At 72.4% G+C, this 20,453-nt stretch carries 22 protein-coding genes, 1 pseudogene and 1 riboswitch; of the genes and pseudogenes, 14 read left to right on the top strand and 9 right to left on the bottom strand.

Translation table 11 applies throughout. The features are described 5' to 3' along the window. The first annotated feature begins 52 nt into the window (after positions 1 to 52). Positions 53 to 595, top strand: coding sequence for a winged helix-turn-helix transcriptional regulator (locus tag KV557_RS13715; protein WP_218200162.1), 543 nt, complete (start codon positions 53 to 55; stop codon positions 593 to 595). Positions 596 to 658: 63 nt separating this feature from the next. On the opposite strand, the gene KV557_RS13710 is transcribed toward KV557_RS13715, so the two are convergent. From KV557_RS13710 to KV557_RS13700, 3 genes are all read right to left on the bottom strand, one after another. Next, positions 659 to 1,849, bottom strand: coding sequence for an alpha/beta hydrolase family protein (locus KV557_RS13710; protein ID WP_218200161.1), 1,191 nt, complete (start codon positions 1,847 to 1,849; stop codon positions 659 to 661). A 126-nt stretch (positions 1,850 to 1,975) separates the two neighbouring features. Next, positions 1,976 to 3,160 (bottom strand): thiolase family protein, encoded by a 1,185-nt coding sequence (locus KV557_RS13705; RefSeq protein WP_218200160.1) that lies wholly within the window; start codon positions 3,158 to 3,160, stop codon positions 1,976 to 1,978. Positions 3,161 to 3,312: 152 nt separating this feature from the next. Next, a complete protein-coding gene (locus tag KV557_RS13700) occupies positions 3,313 to 4,362 on the bottom strand; it encodes a serine hydrolase domain-containing protein (RefSeq protein ID WP_218200159.1) in 1,050 nt (349 codons plus the stop codon). On the opposite strand from KV557_RS13700, the gene KV557_RS13695 reads away from it, so the two are divergent. Beyond that, a complete protein-coding gene (locus tag KV557_RS13695; protein WP_218200158.1) occupies positions 4,361 to 4,573 on the top strand; it encodes a hypothetical protein in 213 nt (70 codons plus the stop codon). The two genes, KV557_RS13700 and KV557_RS13695, sit on opposite strands and share 2 nt — an antisense overlap. A gap of 102 nt (positions 4,574 to 4,675) precedes the next feature. Here the strand turns inward: KV557_RS13695 and KV557_RS44850 are convergent. The 3 genes and pseudogenes from KV557_RS44850 to KV557_RS13685 form a co-directional block, all read right to left on the bottom strand. Continuing rightward, positions 4,676 to 4,741, bottom strand: a pseudogene (locus KV557_RS44850) (carbohydrate-binding protein); the annotation flags it as partial. A 27-nt stretch (positions 4,742 to 4,768) separates the two neighbouring features. Further along, complete coding sequence (locus tag KV557_RS13690; protein WP_218200157.1) at positions 4,769 to 5,182, bottom strand: HIT family protein; 414 nt, start codon at positions 5,180 to 5,182, stop codon at positions 4,769 to 4,771. A 145-nt stretch (positions 5,183 to 5,327) separates the two neighbouring features. Then, entirely contained in the window at positions 5,328 to 6,023 is a 696-nt protein-coding gene (locus KV557_RS13685; protein ID WP_218200156.1) for an MSMEG_1061 family FMN-dependent PPOX-type flavoprotein, read from the bottom strand. 119 nt (positions 6,024 to 6,142) lie between these two features. Between KV557_RS13685 and KV557_RS13680 the strand changes: the two genes are divergently transcribed. Beyond that, a complete protein-coding gene (locus tag KV557_RS13680; RefSeq protein ID WP_218200155.1) occupies positions 6,143 to 6,457 on the top strand; it encodes an antibiotic biosynthesis monooxygenase family protein in 315 nt (104 codons plus the stop codon). Positions 6,458 to 6,503: 46 nt separating this feature from the next. Here the strand turns inward: KV557_RS13680 and KV557_RS13675 are convergent, their stop codons facing one another. Beyond that, a complete protein-coding gene (locus KV557_RS13675; RefSeq protein WP_218200154.1) occupies positions 6,504 to 6,752 on the bottom strand; it encodes an SCO4226 family nickel-binding protein in 249 nt (82 codons plus the stop codon). A gap of 252 nt (positions 6,753 to 7,004) precedes the next feature. Continuing rightward, positions 7,005 to 7,132: riboswitch (FMN riboswitch) on the top strand. A gap of 209 nt (positions 7,133 to 7,341) precedes the next feature. Between KV557_RS13675 and KV557_RS13670 the strand changes: the two genes are divergently transcribed. The 10 genes from KV557_RS13670 (at position 7,342) to KV557_RS13625 (ending at position 16,089) form a co-directional block, all read left to right on the top strand. After that, positions 7,342 to 8,073, top strand: a complete 732-nt coding sequence (locus KV557_RS13670; RefSeq protein ID WP_218200153.1) for a riboflavin synthase — start codon at positions 7,342 to 7,344, stop codon at positions 8,071 to 8,073. Further along, positions 8,070 to 8,717 carry a nicotinamide mononucleotide transporter family protein gene (locus tag KV557_RS13665; RefSeq protein WP_374106623.1) on the top strand — a complete coding sequence of 216 codons (648 nt, stop codon included), beginning with the start codon at positions 8,070 to 8,072 and terminating at the stop codon, positions 8,715 to 8,717. Before KV557_RS13670 ends, KV557_RS13665 begins: the two co-directional genes overlap by 4 nt. After that, on the top strand, positions 8,714 to 9,979 hold the full coding sequence (locus KV557_RS13660) for a bifunctional 3,4-dihydroxy-2-butanone-4-phosphate synthase/GTP cyclohydrolase II (RefSeq protein WP_256177355.1): 1,266 nt from the start codon (positions 8,714 to 8,716) through the stop codon (positions 9,977 to 9,979). Before KV557_RS13665 ends, KV557_RS13660 begins: the two co-directional genes overlap by 4 nt. Before the next feature lie 41 nt (positions 9,980 to 10,020). Beyond that, complete coding sequence (ribH, locus tag KV557_RS13655; RefSeq protein WP_218200152.1) at positions 10,021 to 10,491, top strand: 6,7-dimethyl-8-ribityllumazine synthase; 471 nt, start codon at positions 10,021 to 10,023, stop codon at positions 10,489 to 10,491. Positions 10,492 to 10,603: 112 nt separating this feature from the next. Further along, positions 10,604 to 10,876, top strand: a complete 273-nt coding sequence (locus KV557_RS13650; protein ID WP_218200151.1) for a phosphoribosyl-ATP diphosphatase — start codon at positions 10,604 to 10,606, stop codon at positions 10,874 to 10,876. Positions 10,877 to 10,933: 57 nt separating this feature from the next. Beyond that, positions 10,934 to 11,782, top strand: coding sequence for an ATP phosphoribosyltransferase (hisG, locus tag KV557_RS13645; RefSeq protein WP_218200150.1), 849 nt, complete (start codon positions 10,934 to 10,936; stop codon positions 11,780 to 11,782). A gap of 146 nt (positions 11,783 to 11,928) precedes the next feature. Continuing rightward, complete coding sequence (locus KV557_RS13640) at positions 11,929 to 12,366, top strand: PH domain-containing protein (protein WP_308129886.1); 438 nt, start codon at positions 11,929 to 11,931, stop codon at positions 12,364 to 12,366. A 254-nt stretch (positions 12,367 to 12,620) separates the two neighbouring features. After that, positions 12,621 to 13,961, top strand: a complete 1,341-nt coding sequence (locus KV557_RS13635; protein WP_218200149.1) for a hemolysin family protein — start codon at positions 12,621 to 12,623, stop codon at positions 13,959 to 13,961. Further along, positions 13,958 to 15,004: a hemolysin family protein gene (locus KV557_RS13630; RefSeq protein ID WP_218200148.1), complete on the top strand. Its 1,047-nt coding sequence runs from the start codon at positions 13,958 to 13,960 to the stop codon at positions 15,002 to 15,004. Before KV557_RS13635 ends, KV557_RS13630 begins: the two co-directional genes overlap by 4 nt. Before the next feature lie 98 nt (positions 15,005 to 15,102). Then, positions 15,103 to 16,089, top strand: coding sequence for an NAD-dependent epimerase/dehydratase family protein (locus KV557_RS13625; protein WP_218200147.1), 987 nt, complete (start codon positions 15,103 to 15,105; stop codon positions 16,087 to 16,089). 60 nt (positions 16,090 to 16,149) lie between these two features. On the opposite strand, the gene KV557_RS13620 is transcribed toward KV557_RS13625, so the two are convergent. Next, positions 16,150 to 18,009 carry an AAA family ATPase gene (locus tag KV557_RS13620; protein WP_218200178.1) on the bottom strand — a complete coding sequence of 620 codons (1,860 nt, stop codon included), beginning with the start codon at positions 18,007 to 18,009 and terminating at the stop codon, positions 16,150 to 16,152. Between the two features lie 385 nt (positions 18,010 to 18,394). Then, positions 18,395 to 19,027 carry a uridine kinase family protein gene (locus KV557_RS13615; RefSeq protein WP_374106622.1) on the bottom strand — a complete coding sequence of 211 codons (633 nt, stop codon included), beginning with the start codon at positions 19,025 to 19,027 and terminating at the stop codon, positions 18,395 to 18,397. 210 nt (positions 19,028 to 19,237) lie between these two features. On the opposite strand from KV557_RS13615, the gene KV557_RS13610 reads away from it, so the two are divergent. Next, positions 19,238 to 20,398: an acyl-CoA dehydrogenase family protein gene (locus KV557_RS13610; protein ID WP_218200146.1), complete on the top strand. Its 1,161-nt coding sequence runs from the start codon at positions 19,238 to 19,240 to the stop codon at positions 20,396 to 20,398. The last annotated feature ends 55 nt before the right edge of the window (positions 20,399 to 20,453 follow it).

Here is a 20,453-nt window from a genome sequence, read left to right as displayed (position 1 = left end):
ACTTCAAGTCTGTTGATTGAACCCACTCGCCCTCTGGACTAGGCTGACCGGCATGGCGCTGGGAACCGACTACGAACTGCAGGACTGCGCACTCGCCCGCGCCCTGGAGGTGGTCGGCGAACGCTGGAGCCTCCTGATCGTGCGCGACGCGTTCTACGGCGTGCAGCGCTTCAACGACTTCCTCACCCACCTCGGCATCCCGCGCGCCGTCCTCACCGCCCGGCTCAACGCCCTCGTCGCGGCGGGCGTCCTGCGCAAGGAGCCCTACCAGCAGGCGCCGCTGCGCCACGGTTACCTGCTCACCGACGCCGGGCTCGAACTGTGGCCGCCGCTCTACCTGTTGAGCCGCTGGGGCGGCCGGCACGCGACCCCCGGAGGCCCGCACCACCTCTTCGCGCACGCAGCGTGCGGCACCGACCTCGACCTCGCCGGCGCCTGTCCGCACTGCGGAGGCCCGGCCGTCCCGGCCGCCGAGGTCGTGATGCGCCCCAACCCCGGCCGTTCCGCCGCCCCGCGCACCGACCCCGTCTCGCGCGCGCTCGCCCGTCCGCATCGGCTGCTGGAACCGATCGCCTCGGCGGCGGACGCCAAGTAGCGGTCCCCGCAACGCCGATGAGGCCGCCGACATGCTGTCGGCGGCCTCACTGGACGAGGTGCGCTACGGGTGGAAGCCGATCTCCGGGTTATCCGGGGTCGGCCCGTCGAGGATCGGCTGGTCGATCCCCTTCAGCTGCAGGTCGAAGAAGGCCGCGACGTACTCCCGGGTGAGCTGCACCCCCCGCTCAGCGGTGATCGTGGTGCCGGGAGGCTGGGGGAGGCCGAGCTTCTCGAAGAACAACGGGTTGTCGGTGAAGGTGCCGTGGTTGGAGCCGGCCACGGTCAGCCAGCGCTTCCAGCCGTCGAGCTTGGCCCAGGCGTCCGTCCAGGTGGGATCTTCGTGGCCGCCGCCGAGCGGGTGGCCGATCATCATGAACGGCTTGCCGTCGAGTCCGGTGTCGGGCACCTTGTAGTCCATCGTGCCGTCCAGGTTCACCCCGGCCTGGATGCGGTCGTCCGTGAGCAGGGCCGGGATGGCGGCCGAGCCGCCGATCGAGTGCCCGGCCATGCCGATCCGGTCGGCGTCGATCATGCGGGCGTAGCGCCAGGCGGGGTGCGGGTGGGCGGTCAACCGGTCGACGACGAACGACATGTCCTTCGCCCGGCTCGCGTCCACGGCCTCGGGGCCGCCCGGGGGGAAGGTGCCGCAGATCGCGCAGGGCAGCGTCCGCCCGTCGGGGAAGGTCGTCCCGGTGTTCTCGTACGTGTGGTCGACGAGTGCGACGACATAGCCGCGGCTGGCCAGGTCCTCGGCGAGGCTGGTCAGTTCGGTGCGCGGCATGGTGAAGCCGGGGGAGAGCAGCACCAGCGGGTACCGGCCGTGCTCGGGGTGCGCGTCGGACTCCGCCCACGTCCCGGTGCCGGTGACGGCTTCGGTGGGGATCGTGTTGCCGGGCAGCTTCCCGTCCAGCATGAGCCTCGCGGCCTCGGGCGTCATGTACGGGGCCGGCCCGCCCGTCCCGGCCTTGGCGGGGTAGTACATCGACACCATCAGCCGGCGCGGGCCCGCCGACGGGACCCACGGGTCGGGCCGGTCCTGGTCGACGAGGTGCAGGATCTCCCGGCCGACCGCGTGCGGGCCGGTCGGGCGCGGGAGGTCGACGTGGACGCCGGCCGGCACGGTGGCGGTGGCCGGCGCGGTGGCCGGGACGGGGGCGGTGGGCGTGGCCAGCGCGGGAGCGGCAGCGACGACGGACAGCGGCAGGGCGAGCAGGAGTGCCGCCGCCGCGGCAGTGCGACGAATTCCGGTCATGAATGGGAGATTAGGCGGCAGGTAAGGCAGTTGACGTCGCCTCAGCGATGTAAGGGTGTTGCCGGAGGGATGACGGTTCTCCTCTCGCAGGATGACGCCGGACCCTTAGGGGTGTCACCGGCAGGGTCAGTCGAGCGCCTCCAGGACGGTCGCGTTGGCAAGGCCGCCCGCCTCGCACATCGTCTGCAGCGCGTACCGGGCCCCGCGTCGGCGCATCGTGTGCACCAGGGTGGTCATCAGCCGCGTGCCGCTCGCGCCCAGCGGGTGGCCGAGGGCGATCGCGCCGCCGTTGACGTTGACCTTCGCCGGGTCGGCGCCGGTCTCCTGCAGCCAGGCCAGGACGACGCTGGCGAACGCCTCGTTCACCTCGAACAGGTCGATGTCGGCGAGCCCGAGCCCGGAGCGTCGCAGGACCTTCTCGGTGGCGGGCAGCACGCCGGTGAGCATCAGCAGCGGATCCGAGCCGGTGACCGCGAAGGAGTGCAGCCGGGCCAGCGGGCGCAGGCCGAGCCGGGCGGCGGTCTCGCTGCTGGTGATCAGGACGGCGGAGGCGCCGTCGTTGATCGGGCTGCTGTTGCCGGCCGTCACCGACCAGGTGATCTGCGGGAACCGCTCGGCGAAGCCCGGGTCGGCGAAGGACGGACGGAGCCCTGCCAGCACCTCCGGCGTGGTGCCCGGACGCACCGACTCGTCCATGCTCACCAGACCGTTCGACGTGGGCACCGGCGCGAGTTCGGCCTCGAACAGGCCGTCCGCGTGGGCCTGCGCCGCCTTGGCGTGCGAGTCTGCGGAGAAGACGTCCATCGCCTCGCGCGAGATCGACCACTTCGCGGCGATCAGCTCGGCGCTGACGCCCTGCGGGACCAATCCGCCCGGGTAGCGCGCGGCCACCGATGCCCCGAACGGGTCCGCCCCGGGCGGCACGTTGGACCACATCGGCACCCGGCTCATCGACTCGATCCCGCACGCCACCACCACGTCGTAGGCGCCCGCGATCACGCCCTGCGCGGCGAAGTGAACGGCCTGCTGGGAGGAGCCGCACTGCCGGTCGACGGTGGTGGCCGGGACCGAATCCGGGAACCCGGCCGCGAGCCAGGCGTAGCGGGTGGTGTTCATCGCCTGCTCGGCGACCTGGTCGACGCAGCCGCCGATCACGTCGTCGACCAGGGCCGGGTCGATGCCGCTGCGCCCGATCAGCGCCTGAAGGGTGTGCGAGAGCAGCTCCACCGGGTGGACGCCGGAGAGCGCGCCTCCTGGCTTGCCCTTCCCGACGGGCGTGCGAACGGCTTCGACGATCACGGCGTCACGCATGACGGCCGCCTTTCCTGTGAAGGTGGTTGGAAAAGCAAACTCACTATAGGACTAGTGAGTCCGAGAATCCAACCTTCTAGGCGCTCGGCTCATCGGGACCGTTCTGCCACCACCTGCGCCTACCCGCCCGCGCCTACCACCCGCACCCTCCCTCACGTCGTCGCGAACTCGTTCTGCAGCCTGCGCAGCAGCGCCGTCCCGGCCGCATCGACCGATCGGCTGGTGTTGACCAGCACGACCACCCCCACCTGCTTCTCCGGATCGAAGGCCACGAAGGACCGGAACCCGCCCGTACCGCCGTTGTGCCAGATCTGCAGGTGGCCGCCCTGCTGGGTGTGCAGGCGGTGGCCGAGCCACCCCAGGTGCATCCAGGCGAACGGGTTGACCCGGTGCCTCACCTCCCTGGTGAGCGTTATCGCGGGCGCCAGCGGCCCGTCCGGCTCGCGGCCGGCGGCGAGCTGGGCCCGCAGGAGTATCGCGAGGTCGGCGGCGGTCGAGCGGAGCGCCCCCATGCCTCCGAGATCGGCGAGGCTCCAGTACGGCACCGGCCGCCCGCCCGGCGCGTGCCCCGGGGCGAGCCGCCCGGACCGGTCCTCGCCCGGCGTCACCACGGTGTCCGCGAGCCCCAGCGGCACGCAGACCTCGCGCCGCACCAACTCCTCGTAGCCGATGCCGGCCCGGTGGGCGAGGGCGAGGCCGAGCAGCCCGGCGCCGAGGTTGGAGTAGCGGAAGCTGCGCCCCGGCACGGCCCGCAGCCTGGTCCGCGCAAGCCCGGCGAGCACGTGGTCGGCCGTGCAGTGGGCGTACGGATCGGACCTGCGCGCGGTGAACAGGGCGCTCGTGAATATCCCCCGCGGCAGCCGGGGGAGCCCCGAGGTGTGGGTGGCGAGGTGCCGCAGGGTGATCGCCTGCCCACCCCGAAAGGGGACCTGGACACCGTCCGGCAGCAGCGCGCCGACCGGCTCGTCCGGCTCCGCCGAGCCGTCGAGGACCAGCCGGGCGAGCGCGAGCGAGGTGAACACCTTGGTGACGGAGCCGATTTCGAACAGGGTGCGCGGCCCGGGCGCGCCGCCGCCCGGCCCTGTGCGCCCGGCGCCACGGATCTCCACCGCGCCGCCGGCCAGCCCGGCGACGACCGCGCCGACGTGCCGGCCGGCGAGCCGGTCGACGGTCTGCTGCACGAGGCAGGCGAGTTCGTTCATGACTGTGAGCCTAGGCGCGCCCACCTGCGAATTCGTCAGCCCGTACGGTGATCTCGACCGCCTCCCGCTGCGCCCCCAGGAGTACGTCCCGCTGCGCTCGGCGAGGTACGAGGAAGTACCCGAGCACAGCGGGGCGTCTGACGGACCGAAGCCTCAGCAGCTCAGGCTCGCCCCGGGGCCGACCCCGAGGATCTGGGCGAAGCTCTGGTAGAGGCTTGATCCGGTGCTGCATCTGCGCGGTGTTGCTGCCGTTGCACTCCAGCGCGCTGCTGATGCTGCGGATCGTCTCGGCGACGGTGCTGGGGGGCTCGTTCTAGGTCCACCACTTGGCGGTCCAGCTGTGCCCGTTGTAGGAGACGGGCGCGCCGCCGGTGTACGCGGTGGAGGCGTTCCCCCCGAGAAGCGCCTACCCCTCCAACGCCGCCCGCAGCCGCGCGGCGATCTCGGCCGCGCTCGTCTCGTCCGGGTACTTCCCGCGCGGCCAGAAGAACCCGCGCAGTCCGTCCTTCGGATTGCGCGGCACCACGTGGACGTGCAGATGTGGCACCGACTGGCTGATCCGGTTGTTGGCCGCGACGAAGCTGCCCGCCGCACCCATCCCGCGCTCCACCGCTGCGGCCACCCGCTGGACCTGCAGGAAGAACGGCCCCACCTCGGCGGCCGGCAGGTCGGCCAGGGTGTGGTGGTGGGCGCGTGGCACGACCAGCACATGCCCGGGGAAGAGTGGCCGGCTGTCCAGGAAGGCCACCGCGGCCTCGTCGTCCAGCACCAGGTGCGCGGGCTCGGTGCCCGCCACGACGGCACAGAAGACGCAGTCCATCCGTCCATTCAACCCGCCGCCCGCCGCCCCCGGCGCCCCCGCAAACGGCCCGCGGCGCGGCCTCACCCGCCCGGCCCCCGACCGAGTGCACGGGCCGGACGGGTGACAGCAGCACGGGCGCGCGCCAACCGCAGGGCGTCGCGCCTCACTCGTAGCGGTACAGCAGTGCGTCCCGCTCGTCCTGCTCGATCATCTCGATGGTCAGCGCGTCGTCCCGCAGGTGCGAGAGCGTGACCTCGGCCGAGCTCGGCTGCGCGTCCTTGGCCAGCCAGTTCTCCGGCTTCCACGCCGAGCCGCGCAGGAACGCCTTCGGGCAGTGCGCGTACACCTCATCGACGGCCACCACGATCGCGCTGCGCGGGGGCTTGCCGACGGCGGTCAGCTGCCGCAGCAGCTCCGGGTCGGTGGACACGCAGGCCCGCCCGTTGACCCGCAGCGTGGTGTCCCGGCCCGGGACGACGAAGAGCAGCCCGACCTGGCCGTTCTCCAGGATGTTGTGCAGGGTGTCCAGCCGCTTGTTGCCGGTGGCGTCCGGTATGGCCAGCGTGTACTCGTCGAGCACCGATACCAGCCCGGCCGGCCCGCCGCGCGGGGAGACGTCGCAGCGCCCGGCGGCGTCGGAGCTGGCCACGAAGACCATGGACGCGCAGGCGATCAGCCGCCGCGCCACCTCGTGCAGGCGGTCCACCTCCTTGCGGCGCGCACGATCCCCGGGCTGCTCGTAGATCTCGCGCAACTGCTCCGGATCGCGCAGGGCCCCCGCCTGGAGCGCAGCGAACAGGCTGCCGGGGCCGTCCGGCAGGGAGTTTGACGGTACGGAAGCTTCCGATGTGCTGGTCATACCGGGGACGATAGCCGAGCGGGTCGGGCCGCCCTCGGTGAGAACCTCGCCCTACCCCTCCCCACCAGCGCTTTTCCGCTGATAATGGGGCCAAAGGGCTTCCACGGGAGGTGGTGGTCGTGATCGTCAGGATCTGGGCCGGGCAGGTCATGGCCGGGCGCATCGAGGAGTTCTGCGCGTTGCTGACGACGCAGGTGATCCCGCAGCTCGGGCGGACGGACGGCTGCCTGGGCGGCGAGCTGCTGCGCTCGGTGACCGAGGACGGGCACCGGGTGCTCGTGGTCAGCCGTTGGCGCGACGAGGAGGCCCTGCGCGGGTACGCGGGGCCGATGTGGCGGATCCGGCCGGTCTGGTCGGAGGGCGAGCTGTGCTACCTCGCGCACCCGCCCGAGGTCACCCATTTCATGCCGATCGCCGCGCCCGCGACGCTCTGAACCCGCAGACTCCCGGAACCGCTCCGACCCGCGCCCGCCCGGTCCCTCACACCGAGATCGGCAGCGGGTGGATCTCGTCCGCCGGGTGGCCGGTGCGCGCATGGACCCGCTGCACGGCCTCCTTGGACGGCGCCTCGGAGAGGCAGTACACCGTGCCGGACTCGGGGTCGGCCCACGCCTGCTCGAAGTGCACGCCCTCCTCGCCCTCGACCGCCAGGTCGGCCGCGTGCGCCTGCTTGAGCTGCTCGGCGGTGATCCCGGTCATCCCGTGGTGGACGTCCATGAACTTCGCCATCGCCCTTGCCTCCGAACCTCTCGAACCTCTCGAACCTCTCGAACCTGCCGAACCTTCCAGACCCTTCCTCACCGGCCCCTACCACCAGCCTGCGCCCCCCGCCCGCGCGCTACCACCCCGCCACCACCCCGTCGCCACCCCGTCGCCACCGCGCCGCGCATTCCCCGCGGCCGCGTGAAACAGCCCACAGCGAAAGCCTCTCCCTGGGCTCGCGCGGCCCGTGGCACAATGACGGCAACAGCAGTGACGTTCAGCGCACTCCGGGGTCGGTGAAAATCCGAACCGGCGGTTACAGTCCGCGACCCGTCCGCAGCCAGCGGCCGGTTGACCAGGTGAAATTCCTGGACCGACGGTTAAAGTCCGGATGGGAGGCGTGCGCGGGCGGACGAAGAGCAGTACCCGTGGACCCCCGGTGGTCCACGGTCAGGTGGACGGCGGGAGCGCACGCGCTTCCGTGCCGGGCGAGCGATCTCCCGGCGGTCCCGGCACCCCGGCGACGGGCCGTGCCGTCGGCTTGTGCACCGGTGCCCGTCCGTGTCATCTCCCTTGCCGCCCCGGAGTCCGCGCCCCAAGCGCGAGGAGAACCCGGGTGTTCACCGGCATCATCGAAGAGCTCGGCGAGGTCGTGTCGATCGAGGAGATCGGCGAGTCCTCGCGGATCCGCCTGCGCGGCCCGGTGGTCTGTGCGGGTGCCCGTCACGGTGACTCCATCGCGGTCAACGGCGTCTGCCTGACCGTCGTCGACACCCGCGACCAACTGGCCGCCGGAACCGGTGAGTTCAGCGCCGACGTGATGGCCGAGACGCTGCACCGCTCCAGCCTCGGCGAGTTGCGGCCCGGCTCCCCGGTCAACCTGGAGCGCGCGATGGCGCTCGGCGACCGGCTCGGCGGCCACCTCGTCCAGGGCCACGTGGACGCCACCGGCACGCTGCTGGGCCGCGAGCCGGGCGAGCGCGACGCGGCCGGCGAACTCCGGTGGGAGGTCCTGCGGTTCTCGCTGCCGGACACCATCTCCCGCTACCTGGTGGAGAAGGGCTCGATCACCGTCGACGGCGTCAGCCTCACCGTCGTCGAGGCGGCCCGCGACAGCTTCACCGTCAGCCTGATCCCGGCCACCCTCGCGCTGACCACGCTCGGCGCCAAGGCCGTCGGCGAGAGCGTCAACCTCGAAGTGGACGTCCTCGCCAAGTACGTGGAGCGGCTGCTGGAGTCCCGCACCCTGCCGAACCTGCCGGGGACGAACCTGCCCAGCGACATCATCAGCACCGTCGGCACCATCGACAGCACCGTCAGCACCATCGATTCGGGGGAGTCCAAGTGAGCTGGCTCAGCGGCGAGGCGTTCACCGTCCTCGGCGAACACGTGAAGTGGGCCGACATGTTCGGCAACCTGCTCGGCCTGACCGGGCTCGCACTCGGCTGGCGCCGCTCGGTGTGGAGCTGGCCGGTCCAGCTGCTCTCCGGCGCCGTGCTGATCGCCGCCTACCTGGGCGGCCACGTCCCGGGCCTGATCGGCAAGCAGCTGATCGTCATCGTCACCGCCGCCTGGGGCTGGTCCCAGTGGCAGCGCGGCCGCCGGGACACCGGCACGATCGCCGTCCGCTTCGCCACCTGGCCCGAGCGCGCGGCCCTGGTGGGCGGCACCGCGGCCGGGACAGTAGGCCTGGCCCTGCTGTTCCAGGCCTACCCCAGCCTGTCCTGGAGCCCGTGGTCGGACGCCTACATCTTCGTCGGCACGCTGGCCGCGATGGTCGCCCAGGCGCGCGGCTGGCTGGAGTTCTGGTTCGCCTGGATCGCCGTCGACGTGGTCGGCGTCCCGCTCGCCTTCAACAGCGGCTACTCCTTCTCCGGCCTCACCTACTCGATCTACTTCGTCCTGGTGCTGCTCGGCCTGCGTGCCTGGTGGCTGAGCACCCGTGAGCCCCGTCCCCAGTCCGTCACCGTCCCGCAGGGAGTCACCGCATGACCACCCATCAGACCGACGGCCACGCCGACGAGTTCGTGCTCGACCCGGTCGAGCGGGCCATCGCCGACATCGCCCTCGGCCGCGCCGTGATCGTGGTCGACGACGAGGACCGCGAGAACGAGGGCGACATCGTCTTCGCCGCCTCCGCCGCCACTCCCGAGCTGATGGCCTTCACCATCCGCTACAGCTCCGGCGTGATCTGCGCCCCGATGACCGGCGACGAGCTGGACCGGCTCAAGCTCCCGCCGATGACGCAGGTCAACGAGGACCGCAAGGGCACCGCGTACACCGTCTCGGTGGACGCCCGCGAGGGGGTCGACACCGGCATCTCCGCCGCCGACCGCGCCCGCACCGTCCGGCTGCTGTCCTCGCCCGGCACCGAGCCGGGTGACCTGACCCGCCCCGGGCACGTCTTCCCGCTGCGCGCCGTCGAGGGCGGCGTGCTGGTCCGCCCCGGGCACACCGAGGCCGCCGTGGACCTGGCCCGGCTCGCCGGGCTGTCGCCGGCCGGCGCGATCGCCGAGGTGGTCAACGACGACGGCAGCATGGCCCGGCTGCCCGAGCTGATCGTCTTCGCCCGCGAGCACGGCCTTGCGATCATCTCCATCGAGGAACTGATCGCCTACCGCCGCCGCACCGAACTGCACGTCGACCGGGCCGCGACCACCTCCCTGCCCACCGTCCACGGCGAGTTCACCGCCGTCGGCTACAAGGGCACCATCGACGGCATCGAGCACATCGCCCTGGTGGCGGGCGGACTCGGCGCGGACGGACGGCTGCCGGACGGCGAGGACGTGCTCGTTCGGGTCCACTCCGAGTGCCTGACCGGCGACGTCCTCGGCTCGCTGCGCTGCGACTGCGGCCCGCAGCTGGAGGCCTCGCTGCGCCGGGTCGCCGAGGCCGGCCGTGGCGTGGTGCTCTACCTGCGCGGCCACGAGGGCCGGGGGATCGGCCTGGCCCACAAGCTGCGCGCCTACGAGCTGCAGGAACAGGGGCGGGACACCGTCGACGCCAACCTCGACCTCGGCCTACCGGCGGACGCGCGCGACTACAGCATCGGCGCCCAGATGCTGGTCGACCTCGGGGTGCGCTCGCTGACCCTGCTGACCAACAACCCCGAGAAGCTCACCGCGCTCACCGAGCACGGCCTCAAGGTCAAGGGGCGCGAACCGGTCGAGATCGCGCCCTCCGAGCACAACCTGCGCTACCTGCGCACCAAGCGCGACCGGATGGGCCACGACCTGCCCGGCCTCGGCTCCTGAACACGCCCGAACCCGACCCCCGACGAACAGGAAGTAAGCACATGAGTGGCCACGGAGCCCCCGAGCTGACCATCGACGGCGCCGCCGACCTCAAGGTCGCGATCGTCGCCGCCCAGTGGCACGACAAGGTGATGAACGGCCTGCTGGACGGCGCCCACCGCGCGCTCAAGGAGCTCGGCATCGCCGAGCCGACCGTCCTGCGCGTCCCCGGCACCTTCGAACTGCCGGTCGCCGCCAAGTGCCTCGCCGACAGCCACTACGACGCGGTGATCGCCCTCGGTGTGGTCATCCGCGGCGGCACCCCGCACTTCGACTACGTGTGCCAGGCGGCCACCGCCGGCCTCACCCAGGTCAGCGTGGACACCGGCGTCCCGGTCGGCTTCGGCGTGCTGACGTGCGACAACGAGGAACAGGCGCTCGACCGCGCGGGCCTGCCGGGCTCCGCCGAGGACAAGGGCCACGAGGCCGTCACGGCTGCCGTCGCCACCGCCATGGTGCTCAGCACACTCTGACATCGCCCTCTGACATCGCCCGCCGGTCCCGGACCGTGGACGTCCACGTGACTGTCCACGGTCCGGGACCGTTTACCGTCCGTCAGCCCGCACGCCGTAAGGTGAGTCCATCATGGCTTCGAAGACATTCGAGGAGCTCTTCGCCGAGCTCCAGCAGAAGGCCGCCACCGGCGACCCCTCGTCCTCCCGTACCGCGCAGCTCGTCCAGCAGGGCGTCCATGCGATCGGCAAGAAGGTCGTCGAGGAGGCCGCCGAGGTCTGGATGGCCGCCGAGTTCCAGTCGGACGAGCAGACGGCGGAGGAGATCTCGCAGCTCCTCTACCACCTTCAGGTGATGATGGTTGCCCGCGGACTGACGCTCGACGACGTCTACAAGTACCTCTAGACCCGCTCCGAACATCACACCCTCCCACCTCCCACACAGGTAAGGAACTGACCTCCCATGCTGCGCATCGCCGTCCCCAACAAGGGTTCTCTCTCGGGTCCCGCGGCGGAGATGCTCCATGAGGCCGGCTACCGCCAGCGGAAGGATCCCAAGGAGCTCGTCCTCGTCGACCCGGACAACCAGGTCGAGTTCTTCTTCCTCCGCCCGCGCGACATCGCCGTCTACGTCGGCTCCGGCCGCCTGGACGTCGGCATCACCGGCCGCGACCTGCTGCTGGACTCTCACTCCAACGCCGAGGAGGTGCTCGCCCTCGGCTTCGGCGGGTCGACCTTCCGCTTCGCCCGTCCCGAGGGCGTCGCCGTCGAGGACGTGAAGGGCCTGGAGGGCCTGCGGATCGCGACCTCCTACACCGGCCTGGTCGAGCAGCACCTCGCCGACCACGGGGTGAAGGCGACCGTCACCAAGCTGGACGGCGCCGTCGAGACCGCGGTGCAGCTGGGCGTCGCCGACGTGATCGCCGACGTCGTGGAGACCGGCACCAGCCTGCGCAACGCCGGCCTGGAGGTGTTCGGCGAGCCGATCCTGATCTCCGACGCCGTGGTGATCCGCCCCAAGGGCGCGGGCGAGGACGCGGGGGTGGACCAGTTCCTGCGCCGCCTCCAGGGCGTGCTGGTGGCCCGCCGATACGTGCTGATGGACTACGACATCCGCGCCGAGAAGGTCAGCGCCGCCGTCGCGCTCACTCCGGGCCTGGAGTCGCCGACCGTCTCTCCGCTGCACACCGAGGGCTGGGTGGCCGTCCGTTCGATGGTGCTCCGCAAGGAGGCCCAGCGGATCATGGACGACCTGTGGAGCATCGGCGCCCGGGCGATCCTGGTCACCAACATCCACGCCTGCCGCCTCTGACCTCTCCTGCTGTCGCGCGAGTAAGGAACGGTTGAATAGGGCGGGGACGCCGGTCGGCGTCCCCGCCCTTTCGCTGCAAGCACCCGAAGTACCCCAAGCACCCGGACCACCCGAGCCACCCGAACCACCCCCACCGGAGACCCCACGTGTCCACGCCCGTCGAGTTCCCCGTCACCTGGGCCCCGCGCCGCACCCGCGCCGTGCTGCTGCCGGTCTGCGCGCTGCTGGTGGTGCTGTTCGCCGCGATGGCCTTCGCGCTCCCGGAGAACTGGCAGCTCAACGACCGGATCATGATGGTCGGCAGCGGCGTGGCCTTCGCGTGCGTCGGCCTGATGCTGGCCCGCCCCCGGGTGACGGCCGACGCCGAGGGCGTGACGGTGGTCAACTTCGTCCGCCGCCGCCGGCTCGCCTGGGCGGAGATCGTCCGGGTCAACTTCCGCCAGGGCGACCCGTGGGCCACCCTCGACCTCGCTGACGGCACCTCGCTGGCCGCGGTCGGCATCCAGTCCGGCGTCGGCAAGTCCCAGGCCATCGCGAACGCCCGCGCGCTGCGCGACCTGGTCGAGCACCACGCCCAGGTCTGAACCCGCCGGGGCCGCGGACCTGCGATTCCATGGCCCGGCGAGCCCGGTGGGTTCGAACACACCTCCTGCCGTCGAAACCGCTATGGTCTACGCTGGTAAAAGCAGGGCAAAGGTCGTGGCCTGCCCGAAAGCGACTGCCCTGCCCGAAAGACTGCTCGAAAACGACCTGAGGAGTGACACCTCCCCTCGATGGACGATCCGTCCGGTAGTACCTGCGCCGCCTCACTTCCGACCCCCGGAAGGCAGGCGGCACTGTGATCATCGCCTGGCTGCTGCTGCTCGCGGCCTTCCTGCTCATCCTCGCCAACGGCCTGTTCGTGGCCGCCGAGTTCGCCTTCGTGACCGTCGAGCGCGGGGCGGTGGACCGAGCCGCCGAGGCGGGCGACGCCAAGTCCGACCGGGTCGCGAGGGCCCTGCGGCACCTCTCCTTCGAACTCTCCGGCGCCCAGCTGGGCATCACCGTCACCTCGCTGGTGGTCGGCATGCTCGCCGAGCCGGCGCTGTCCACGCTGCTGAGCCCGGTCTTCCGCGGCATCGGCCTGCCTGACGCGGTCGCCCACGGCACCGCGGTGATCATCGGCATGCTGCTGGCCACCGTCCTGCAGATGGTGATCGGCGAGCTGGTCCCGAAGAACTGGGCGATCTCCCGGCCGCTCCGGGTGGCCCGCGCGGTCGCCGCGCCGCACGTGGCGTTCTCCCGCGCCTGCCGCCCGGTGATCAGCTTCCTCAACGGGGCCGCCGACCGGACGGTCCGCGCCTTCGGCATCGAGCCGCAGGAGGAGCTGGCGCACGCCCGCACCCCCGCCGAGCTGGTCTCGCTGGCCCGGCACTCGGCCAGGGCCGGCGCGATAGACGAGGAGTCGGCGACCCTGTTCGTCCGCACCCTGGGCCTCGGCGAGCTCACCGCGGAGTCCGTGATGACCCCGCGCCTGGACGTCGCCGCCCTGCAGCGCAACGCCACCGCCTCCGACGTGGTCAACCTGACCCGGGCCACCGGACTGTCCCGCTTCCCGGTCTACATCGACAGCCTGGACGAGGTCACCGGCATCGTCACGCTCAAGGACGCCCTGGCCGTCCCGGCCGTCCACCGCGGCCGGGTCCGGGTCGGCGAGCTCGCATCGCCGCCGCTGCTGGTGCCCGAGACGCTGCCCGCCGAGCGGCTGCTCGACCGGCTGCGCCGGCTCCAGCCGATGGCGATCGTGGTCGACGAGTACGGCGGCACCGCCGGCGTCGTGACGGTCGAGGACATCGTCGAGGAGATCGTCGGCGAGGTGCAGGACGAGCACGACCCGGCCGACACCCCCGAACTGGTCCCGCTGGCCGCGGTGGACGGCCGGCCGGTCTGGGAGGCCGACGGCCGGGCCCGGATCGACCAGCTGGAGACGATCGGCCTGTTCGCCCCGGACGGCCCGTACGAGACCCTGGCCGGCCTGGTCGCCGACCTGCTCGGCAAGCTCCCCGAGCCGGGCGAGCAGGCCCACTTGCCGGGATGGCTGCTGACCGTGGAGGCCGTCGACCGGCACCGGACCAGCCGGGTCCGGGTGGAACGCAGCTCCGCGCATCCGGAGTTCGGTGACGAGGACGGGACCCGATGACCGCGCTCCAACTGGCCGTCGCCCTCCTGCTGCTGCTCGGCAACGCGTTCTTCGTCGGCGCTGAGTTCGCCGTGATCTCGGTGCGCCGCAGCCAGATCGAACCGCTCGCCGAGGCCGGCCACAAGCGCGCCCGCACCGTGCTGCACGCGCTGTCGAACGTCTCCGCGATGCTCGCCGCCGCTCAGCTCGGCATCACCGTCTGCTCGCTGGGCCTCGGCGCGCTCGCCGAGCCGACCATCGCGAGCCTGCTGGAGGGCCCGTTCCACGCGATCGGCCTCCCGTCCGGCCTGATGCACCCGCTCTCGTACGGGATCTCGCTCGCCGCCGTGGTCTTCCTGCACATGGTGATGGGCGAGATGGTGCCGAAGAACATGGCGCTGGCCGGCCCGGAGAAGGCCGCGCTCTGGCTCGGCCCGCCGCTGGACCGGCTGGCCCGCTGGCTCACCCCGGTGATCCGCTTCCTGAACGCCTTCGCCAACGGCGTGCTGAGGCTGTTCAAGGTCGAGCCCAAGGACGAGGTCGAGTCGGTCTTCACCACCGAGCAGCTGATGTACCTGCTGGTCGACTCCCGGGACGCCGGCCTCCTCGACGAGGACCGCCAGGAGCGCCTCGAGGACGCCCTGGAGCTGGGCCGCCGCCCGGTCACCGAGGTCCTGCTCAAGCCCGAGCAGCTGGTCACCGTGGACACCAAGGTGACCGCCGCGCAGGTCGAGGAGCTGGCGCTGCGCACCGGCTTCTCACGCTTCCCGGTCACCGACGGCGACCCGGCCGGCGACGGCTACCTGGGCTACCTGCACCTCAAGGACATCCTCGACGTCGACGACCCGTCGCTGCCCGTCCCGGCCCGCCTGTGGCGCCCGATCACGGTGCTGCGCGGCAGCCTCCCGCTGGACGACGCGCTCGGCGCGATGCGCCGGGCGACCTGCCACCTGGCGGCCGTCCTCGACCAGGACGGGCGCACGCTCGGCGTGGTCATGCTGGAGGACGTCCTGGAGGAGCTGGTCGGCGAGATGCACGACCCGGACCACCGCTCCACCGCCTGAGGTTCCCCTTTTCGCTGACGGCGTGTCCGCTGCGCGCGATTCCGCCCAGAGCGTTCAGCTGTTCCCATGCCGGCCACCCGAGGCGCAGGGTGGTCGGCATGAGGCTTCTCTTGCTGGGCGGAACGAAGTTCGTCGGACGGGTCATCGCCGAGGAGGCGCTGGCCAGGGGATGGGAGGTGACGGCCCTCAACCGCGGCACGCAGCCCGCGCCCGAGGGCGTGACCGTGGTGAAGGGCGACCGCACCGCCGAGGGCGGGCTCGCGGCGCTGGCCTCGGGGGAGTGGGACGCGGTGGTGGACACCTGGTCCTGGGCCCCGGCGGCGGTGCGCGACAGCGCCCGGCTGCTCAACGGCCGGGTCGGCCACTACGCGTACGTCTCCAGCCGGTCGGTGTACGACTACCCGCTGGTGGGCGGCGCGGACGAGTCGGCGAAGGTGGTCGAGTCCTCCCCGGACATCGAGGGCGAGGTGCCCTACGCGGAGGCCAAGCGCGGTGCAGAGCTGGCGCTGGAGGCCGAGTTCGGCGGGCGCGCCCTGCTCGCCCGGGCCGGGCTGATCCTCGGCCCGCACGAGAACATCGGCCGGCTGCCCTGGTGGCTGAACCGGATCGCCCGCGGCGGCCCGGTGCTCGCCCCCGGCCCGCACGATCTCGCCCTCCAGTACATCGACGCCCGCGACCTCGCCATCTGGATGCTGGACGCCACCGCGGCCCGGCTCGGCGGCGCGTACAACGTGGTCAGCCCGGCCGGGCACACCACGATGGGCGAGCTGCTGGAGGCCTGTGTGTGGGCCACCGGCTCGGACGCGGACCTGCGCTGGACCGACCCCGAGCGCATCGTCGCGGCCGGCATCGAGCCGTGGACGGAGCTGCCGATCTGGCTGGCACCCGGGGAACTGTACGACTTCCTGCACGGCGCGTCCGTCGCCCGGGCGGTCGGGGCCGGGCTGCGCTGCCGCCCGGTGACCGAGACGGTCGAGGACACCTGGGCCTGGCTGCAGTCCATCGGCGGCAGCGCCCCGCAGCGCGCCGACCGCCCGAACGTCGGGCTCGACCCCGAGCGCGAGGCCGAGCTCCTCAAGGGCTGAACCGAGGGCTGAACCGAGGGCTGAGCCAAGGGTGAACCGGGGCCGATCGACGGCCGGGGCTCAGCCCCGGCCGTCGATCAGCTCCCCGTACGCCTGCACGAGGTCCGGCAGCCGCAGCGTCGCCAGGTCCTCCCGGCCCGGCGGCTCGCGCAGCAGCGAGAGCCGCAGGTCCCGGTATGCGCAGGACTTCTCGTACAGGGTGCGGATGAACCGCCCGTTGCCCAGCTCGTCGATCCAGCCCTCGCGCACCACGTGGGTGCAGATGCTGGCCAGCTCCTCGGCGGCGTCCTCGTCCCAGCCGTCGCCGTCCCGGCCGGCCAGCGCGGCGCCGATCGCCGTCAGCTCGTTGGGGCGGTAGCTGGGGAAGTCCACCCGGGTGGTGAAGCGGGAGTTGAGGCCGGGGTTGGTGGCGAGCAGCCGGTTCATGCCCTCGGGGTACCCGGCGAGGATCACCACCAGCCGGTCGCGGTTGTCCTCGGCGCGCTTGAGCAGGACCTGGAGGGCCTCGTCGCCGTACGCGTCGCCCTTGGTGTAGCCGGAGTTGGAGAGACTGTAGGCCTCGTCGATGAAGAGCACGCCGTCCAGCGCGGAGTCGATCAGCTCGTTCGCCTTGACGGCGGTCTGGCCGAGGAACTCGCCGACCAGGTCGGCTCGTTGGGCCTCCACCAGATGGTCGCCGGAGAGCAGCCCGAGGGCGTGGAAGACCCGCCCGAGGATCCGGGCCACGGTGGTCTTGCCGGTGCCGGAGGGGCCGGAGAAGACGAAGTGGCGCTTGGGCGGCTGGACCGGCAGGCCCTGCTCGGCGCGCAGCCCGGCCATCCGCAACTGCGCTGACAGCGCCCGTACTTGGCGCTTGACCGGCTCCAGGCCCACCATCAGTGCGAGTTCGGCCAGGGCGGCATCCAACTCCCGTTCGTTGCTCGCCTGTTGGGCTGCCCCGGCGGGAGCCGTACGAGGCTGGGCCTCGCCCCGGAGGGGCAGCGGCACGGGCGCCGCGCCGGAGCCGGCCGGGGCGGCCGATGCCGAACCCGAGCGCTCACCCGCGGCCTGCGGGGCGGCGTCACCGATAGCGGGCTCCTCGGCGTACCCGACGCCCTCCGCGAACTCCGGCTCCTGGCCGTACCCGGCCTCGTCCTGGTACTCCACCTCCTCCTCCGGGTACGCCTCCTCCACCTCGGCCGGGCGCCCGCCCTCCAGCAGGCCGTCCGCGAGGGCGTCGTCCGCCGAGATCGCGGCCAGCCGGGCGGCGGTGTCCATGAACGCCGGGTCGGCCCGGTGCACCGCCCGGTACAGCGGCAGCGCGGCCGCGCTGCGCCCGGCCCCCTCGTACGCCCGGCCCAGCCAGTACCGCAGCTCCTTGCGCTGCGGCTGCTCGGAGCGGCAGCGGGCCAGTGACGCGGCCAGCGGCGCCTGCGCCTGGGCGCACATGTCCAGCCGGACGCGCGCCATCCCGGCGAACAGTCCGGCCTCGATGCCGAGCAGCGGATCGTCGAGCAGCCGGTCGGTGTCCCGGATCAACTGCTCCCAGTCCTTGAGCAGATAGGACCGGCAGGCGTAGAGGAACTGGGCGGACGGGTCCTCGCTGGGCGCCGGGCACTGCTCCAACGCCCGGTCCAGCTCGGCAAGATGGCGGCCGTCCAGCCAGTGCGAGGCGTGCGCCAGCGCGAGGTCGCGCGGGTCCTCCAGCACCGGCTGCACCCACCAGCCCAGCCAGTACCAGGAACTGAGCGGGCGCCGGTGGCGGCGGCGCTGCTCGCCGAAGCGCTTCTGGTTGCGGTGCATGGCGAGCAGGGCGGCGGAGGTGTCGCTGCGCAGGGCGTGCAGGCCGAGCCAGGCGTCGGCCATGCCCGGGTCCAACCGGACGGCCGCGCGGAACTCCTCCTCGGCGCGGGCGTACGCGCCCGCCGTGTAGGCGTCCATGGCGCGCAGCCAGGCGCGGTCGGCGAGCAGGTCCGGGCCGCCCGCGTTGCTGTCGGAACTGTCCACCGTCGTCACTCACGCCCCCCGCGGTGTGGCCCGGGGCTCGGCCGGCGGGCCGCCTGCGCGGAGCCGGCCGGTGGTCGCAAGCCCCCGGGGCGCAGATGCGCCTGCCTGAAATCGTACCGGGGCCGCGCTGATCCGGAAGGGTGCCGCACTGAGTCAAATACGATCGCGCGCGCGGGCGTTGAGTCGACGTCGGGGCGCGGAGAGAAGGGGACGGCGCCCCCGGCTCACGGGGGAACAAGCCGGGGGCGCCGGGTCCGAGCCGACCGGAACTTCGTGTTCCGTCGACTGAGGAGAACCTAAATCCTGGCGACTGCGCAGGTCAAGGGAACGTTGAAGGTTCACCGACGGTGCCCGACAAGATCCGTCCGGTCACCCCGTCGACCCGCGTCCCGGCGTACGGGCGGCTCGGATCGTCGGCGAAATGCGCCGATTCGGCGCGCGCCCAGCCGACCCAGAACTCGGCGAGTTCCGGCCCGTCCCGCTCCTCCCCGCGCCGCCGGGCCGCCGCGGCGTCCAGCTCCATCCAGATCACCCGGGCCAGCCACGGGCGCACCGCCCGCCGCCCGGCCCCGACGCCCTCCACCAGCACCACCGGTGCCGCCGACACCTCGGCGGTGGTCGCGAACCGCCGCAGCGTCCAGTCGTACACCCGGTACGCGGTGTCCCGGCCCGCCGCCAGCGGTTCCAGCACCTGTTCGCGCAGCCGCCCGGCCCAGCCGAACGGCTCGGCGTGGGTGGCCAGGTCGTCGAGATGCACCACCGGCGCCCCGCCGAGCACCCCGGCCAGCCGCCCGGCGAAGGTCGTCTTGCCCGAGCCCGCGTGCCCGTCCACCGCCACCAGCCGCACCGGTCCGCAGGAGGGCGGCAGCGCGCGCAGCTCCGCGGCGAGAGCGTGAAGGCCGTTGGGCGGGACAGGGCCGTCGGGAGCGTGCGGGGAATCGGAAGCAGCCACAACGTCAACCCTACGGTGCCGTACCCGGCCACTCCGGACAGTTCATCTGCGCAGGTCGTGACGGCAGCGCGGCTTTCGGGCATACTCACTTCGCCACGCCTGTGAACGGCCGTTCACCGCAACCCGGTGCCGGTCGGGCCGACCTGCCACACCCGCGCCGGACCTGCCGAACCAGGGTCCCGGTGCCCGATCGAGGAGGCGACCGCCGCCATGACCCCCTCCCCTGCGAAAGCCGTGGACCGCCAGCTGCCCACCGAGGAGGCCCGCGAGCTGCTCAACCTCACCCGGGAGCTGGTCCAGCGCGAGCTCCAGCCCCGCGCGGCGGAGGACGAGGCCGCCGGCCGCTTCCCGCGCGAGGTCTTCCGCACCCTCGGCGAGGCGGGCCTGCTCTCCCTCCCGTACGACGAGAAGTACGGCGGCGGCGAGCAGCCCTACGAGGTGTACCTCCAGGTCCTGGAGGAGCTGTCGGCCGGCTGGCTGGCCATCGGCCTCGGCGTGAGCGTGCACACCCTGTCCTGCCACGCGCTGGCCACCTTCGGCACCGAGGAGCAGCGCGCCACCTGGCTGCCCGGCATGCTCTCCGGCGAGCAGCTCGGCGCCTACTGCCTCTCCGAGCCGCAGTCCGGCTCGGACGCCGCCGCGCTGCGCACCCGCGCCGACCTCGACGGCGACGAGTACGTGGTGAACGGCACCAAGGCGTGGATCACCCACGGCGGGCAGGCGGACTTCTACAGCGCCCTGGTGCGCACCGGCGTGGACGGCCCGAAGGGCATCAGCTGCCTGCTGGTCCCCGGCGACCAGGCCGGCCTGTCGGCCGCCCCGCCGGAGCACAAGATGGGCATGCGCTCCTCGCCGACCGCGCAGCTGCACTTCGACGGCGCCCGGGTCTCGCGAGACCGGCTGGTCGGTGCGGAGGGCCAGGGCTTCCAGATCGCCCTCGCCGCGCTGGACTCCGGCCGGCTCGGCATCGCCGCGTGTGCCATAGGCGTCGCCCAGGCCGCGCTCGACCTCGCGGTCGACTACGCCCGTACCCGCCGGCAGTTCGGCCGTCCGATCGCCGAGTTCCAGGGCCTGTCGTTCATGCTCGCCGACATGGCCACCCAGATCGAGGCCGGCCGGGCGCTCTACCTGTCCGCCGCGCGGCTGCGTGACGCCGGCCTGCCGTTCTCCAAGGAGGCGGCGATGGCCAAGCTGTTCTGCACCGACACCGTGATGCGGGTGACCACCGACGCCGTCCAGGTGCTCGGCGGCTACGGCTACACCCAGGACTTCCCGGCCGAGCGGTACATGCGCGAGGCGAAGGTGCTGCAGATCGTCGAGGGCACCAACCAGATCCAGCGACTGGTGATCGGCCGCCACCTCACCAAGTGAGGCCTTCCAGGTACGGCCTCCGGCCGTCACTCCAGGGTGCGGAGTGACGGCCGGA

The sequence above is a fragment of the Kitasatospora aureofaciens genome, assembly GCF_019192735.1.
GTDB lineage: Bacteria > Actinomycetota > Actinomycetes > Streptomycetales > Streptomycetaceae > Kitasatospora > Kitasatospora aureofaciens_A.
The sequence above is the reverse complement of the archived record's forward strand: the minus strand, read 5'-3'. Positions and strand labels throughout refer to the sequence as shown.

What these genes read in the sequence shown, in the direction of transcription:
- KV557_RS13685 (WP_218200156.1), bottom strand. Translation starts at nt 6,023, where the DNA reads ATGACCAGCACATCGGAAGCTTCCGTACCGTCAAACTCCCTGCCGGAC.
- hisG (WP_218200150.1), top strand. Translation starts at nt 10,934, where the DNA reads ATGCTGCGCATCGCCGTCCCCAACAAGGGTTCTCTCTCGGGTCCCGCG.
- KV557_RS13650 (WP_218200151.1), top strand. Translation starts at nt 10,604, where the DNA reads ATGGCTTCGAAGACATTCGAGGAGCTCTTCGCCGAGCTCCAGCAGAAG.
- KV557_RS13625 (WP_218200147.1), top strand. Translation starts at nt 15,103, where the DNA reads ATGAGGCTTCTCTTGCTGGGCGGAACGAAGTTCGTCGGACGGGTCATC.
- KV557_RS13700 (WP_218200159.1), bottom strand. Translation starts at nt 4,362, where the DNA reads ATGAACGAACTCGCCTGCCTCGTGCAGCAGACCGTCGACCGGCTCGCC.
- KV557_RS13630 (WP_218200148.1), top strand. Translation starts at nt 13,958, where the DNA reads ATGACCGCGCTCCAACTGGCCGTCGCCCTCCTGCTGCTGCTCGGCAAC.
- KV557_RS13715 (WP_218200162.1), top strand. Translation starts at nt 53, where the DNA reads ATGGCGCTGGGAACCGACTACGAACTGCAGGACTGCGCACTCGCCCGC.
- KV557_RS13660 (WP_256177355.1), top strand. Translation starts at nt 8,714, where the DNA reads ATGACCACCCATCAGACCGACGGCCACGCCGACGAGTTCGTGCTCGAC.
- KV557_RS13675 (WP_218200154.1), bottom strand. Translation starts at nt 6,752, where the DNA reads ATGGCGAAGTTCATGGACGTCCACCACGGGATGACCGGGATCACCGCC.
- KV557_RS13610 (WP_218200146.1), top strand. Translation starts at nt 19,238, where the DNA reads ATGACCCCCTCCCCTGCGAAAGCCGTGGACCGCCAGCTGCCCACCGAG.
- KV557_RS13705 (WP_218200160.1), bottom strand. Translation starts at nt 3,160, where the DNA reads ATGCGTGACGCCGTGATCGTCGAAGCCGTTCGCACGCCCGTCGGGAAG.
- KV557_RS13695 (WP_218200158.1), top strand. Translation starts at nt 4,361, where the DNA reads ATGACTGTGAGCCTAGGCGCGCCCACCTGCGAATTCGTCAGCCCGTAC.
- KV557_RS13710 (WP_218200161.1), bottom strand. Translation starts at nt 1,849, where the DNA reads ATGACCGGAATTCGTCGCACTGCCGCGGCGGCGGCACTCCTGCTCGCC.
- ribH (WP_218200152.1), top strand. Translation starts at nt 10,021, where the DNA reads ATGAGTGGCCACGGAGCCCCCGAGCTGACCATCGACGGCGCCGCCGAC.
- KV557_RS13620 (WP_218200178.1), bottom strand. Translation starts at nt 18,009, where the DNA reads ATGGACGCCTACACGGCGGGCGCGTACGCCCGCGCCGAGGAGGAGTTC.
- KV557_RS13690 (WP_218200157.1), bottom strand. Translation starts at nt 5,182, where the DNA reads ATGGACTGCGTCTTCTGTGCCGTCGTGGCGGGCACCGAGCCCGCGCAC.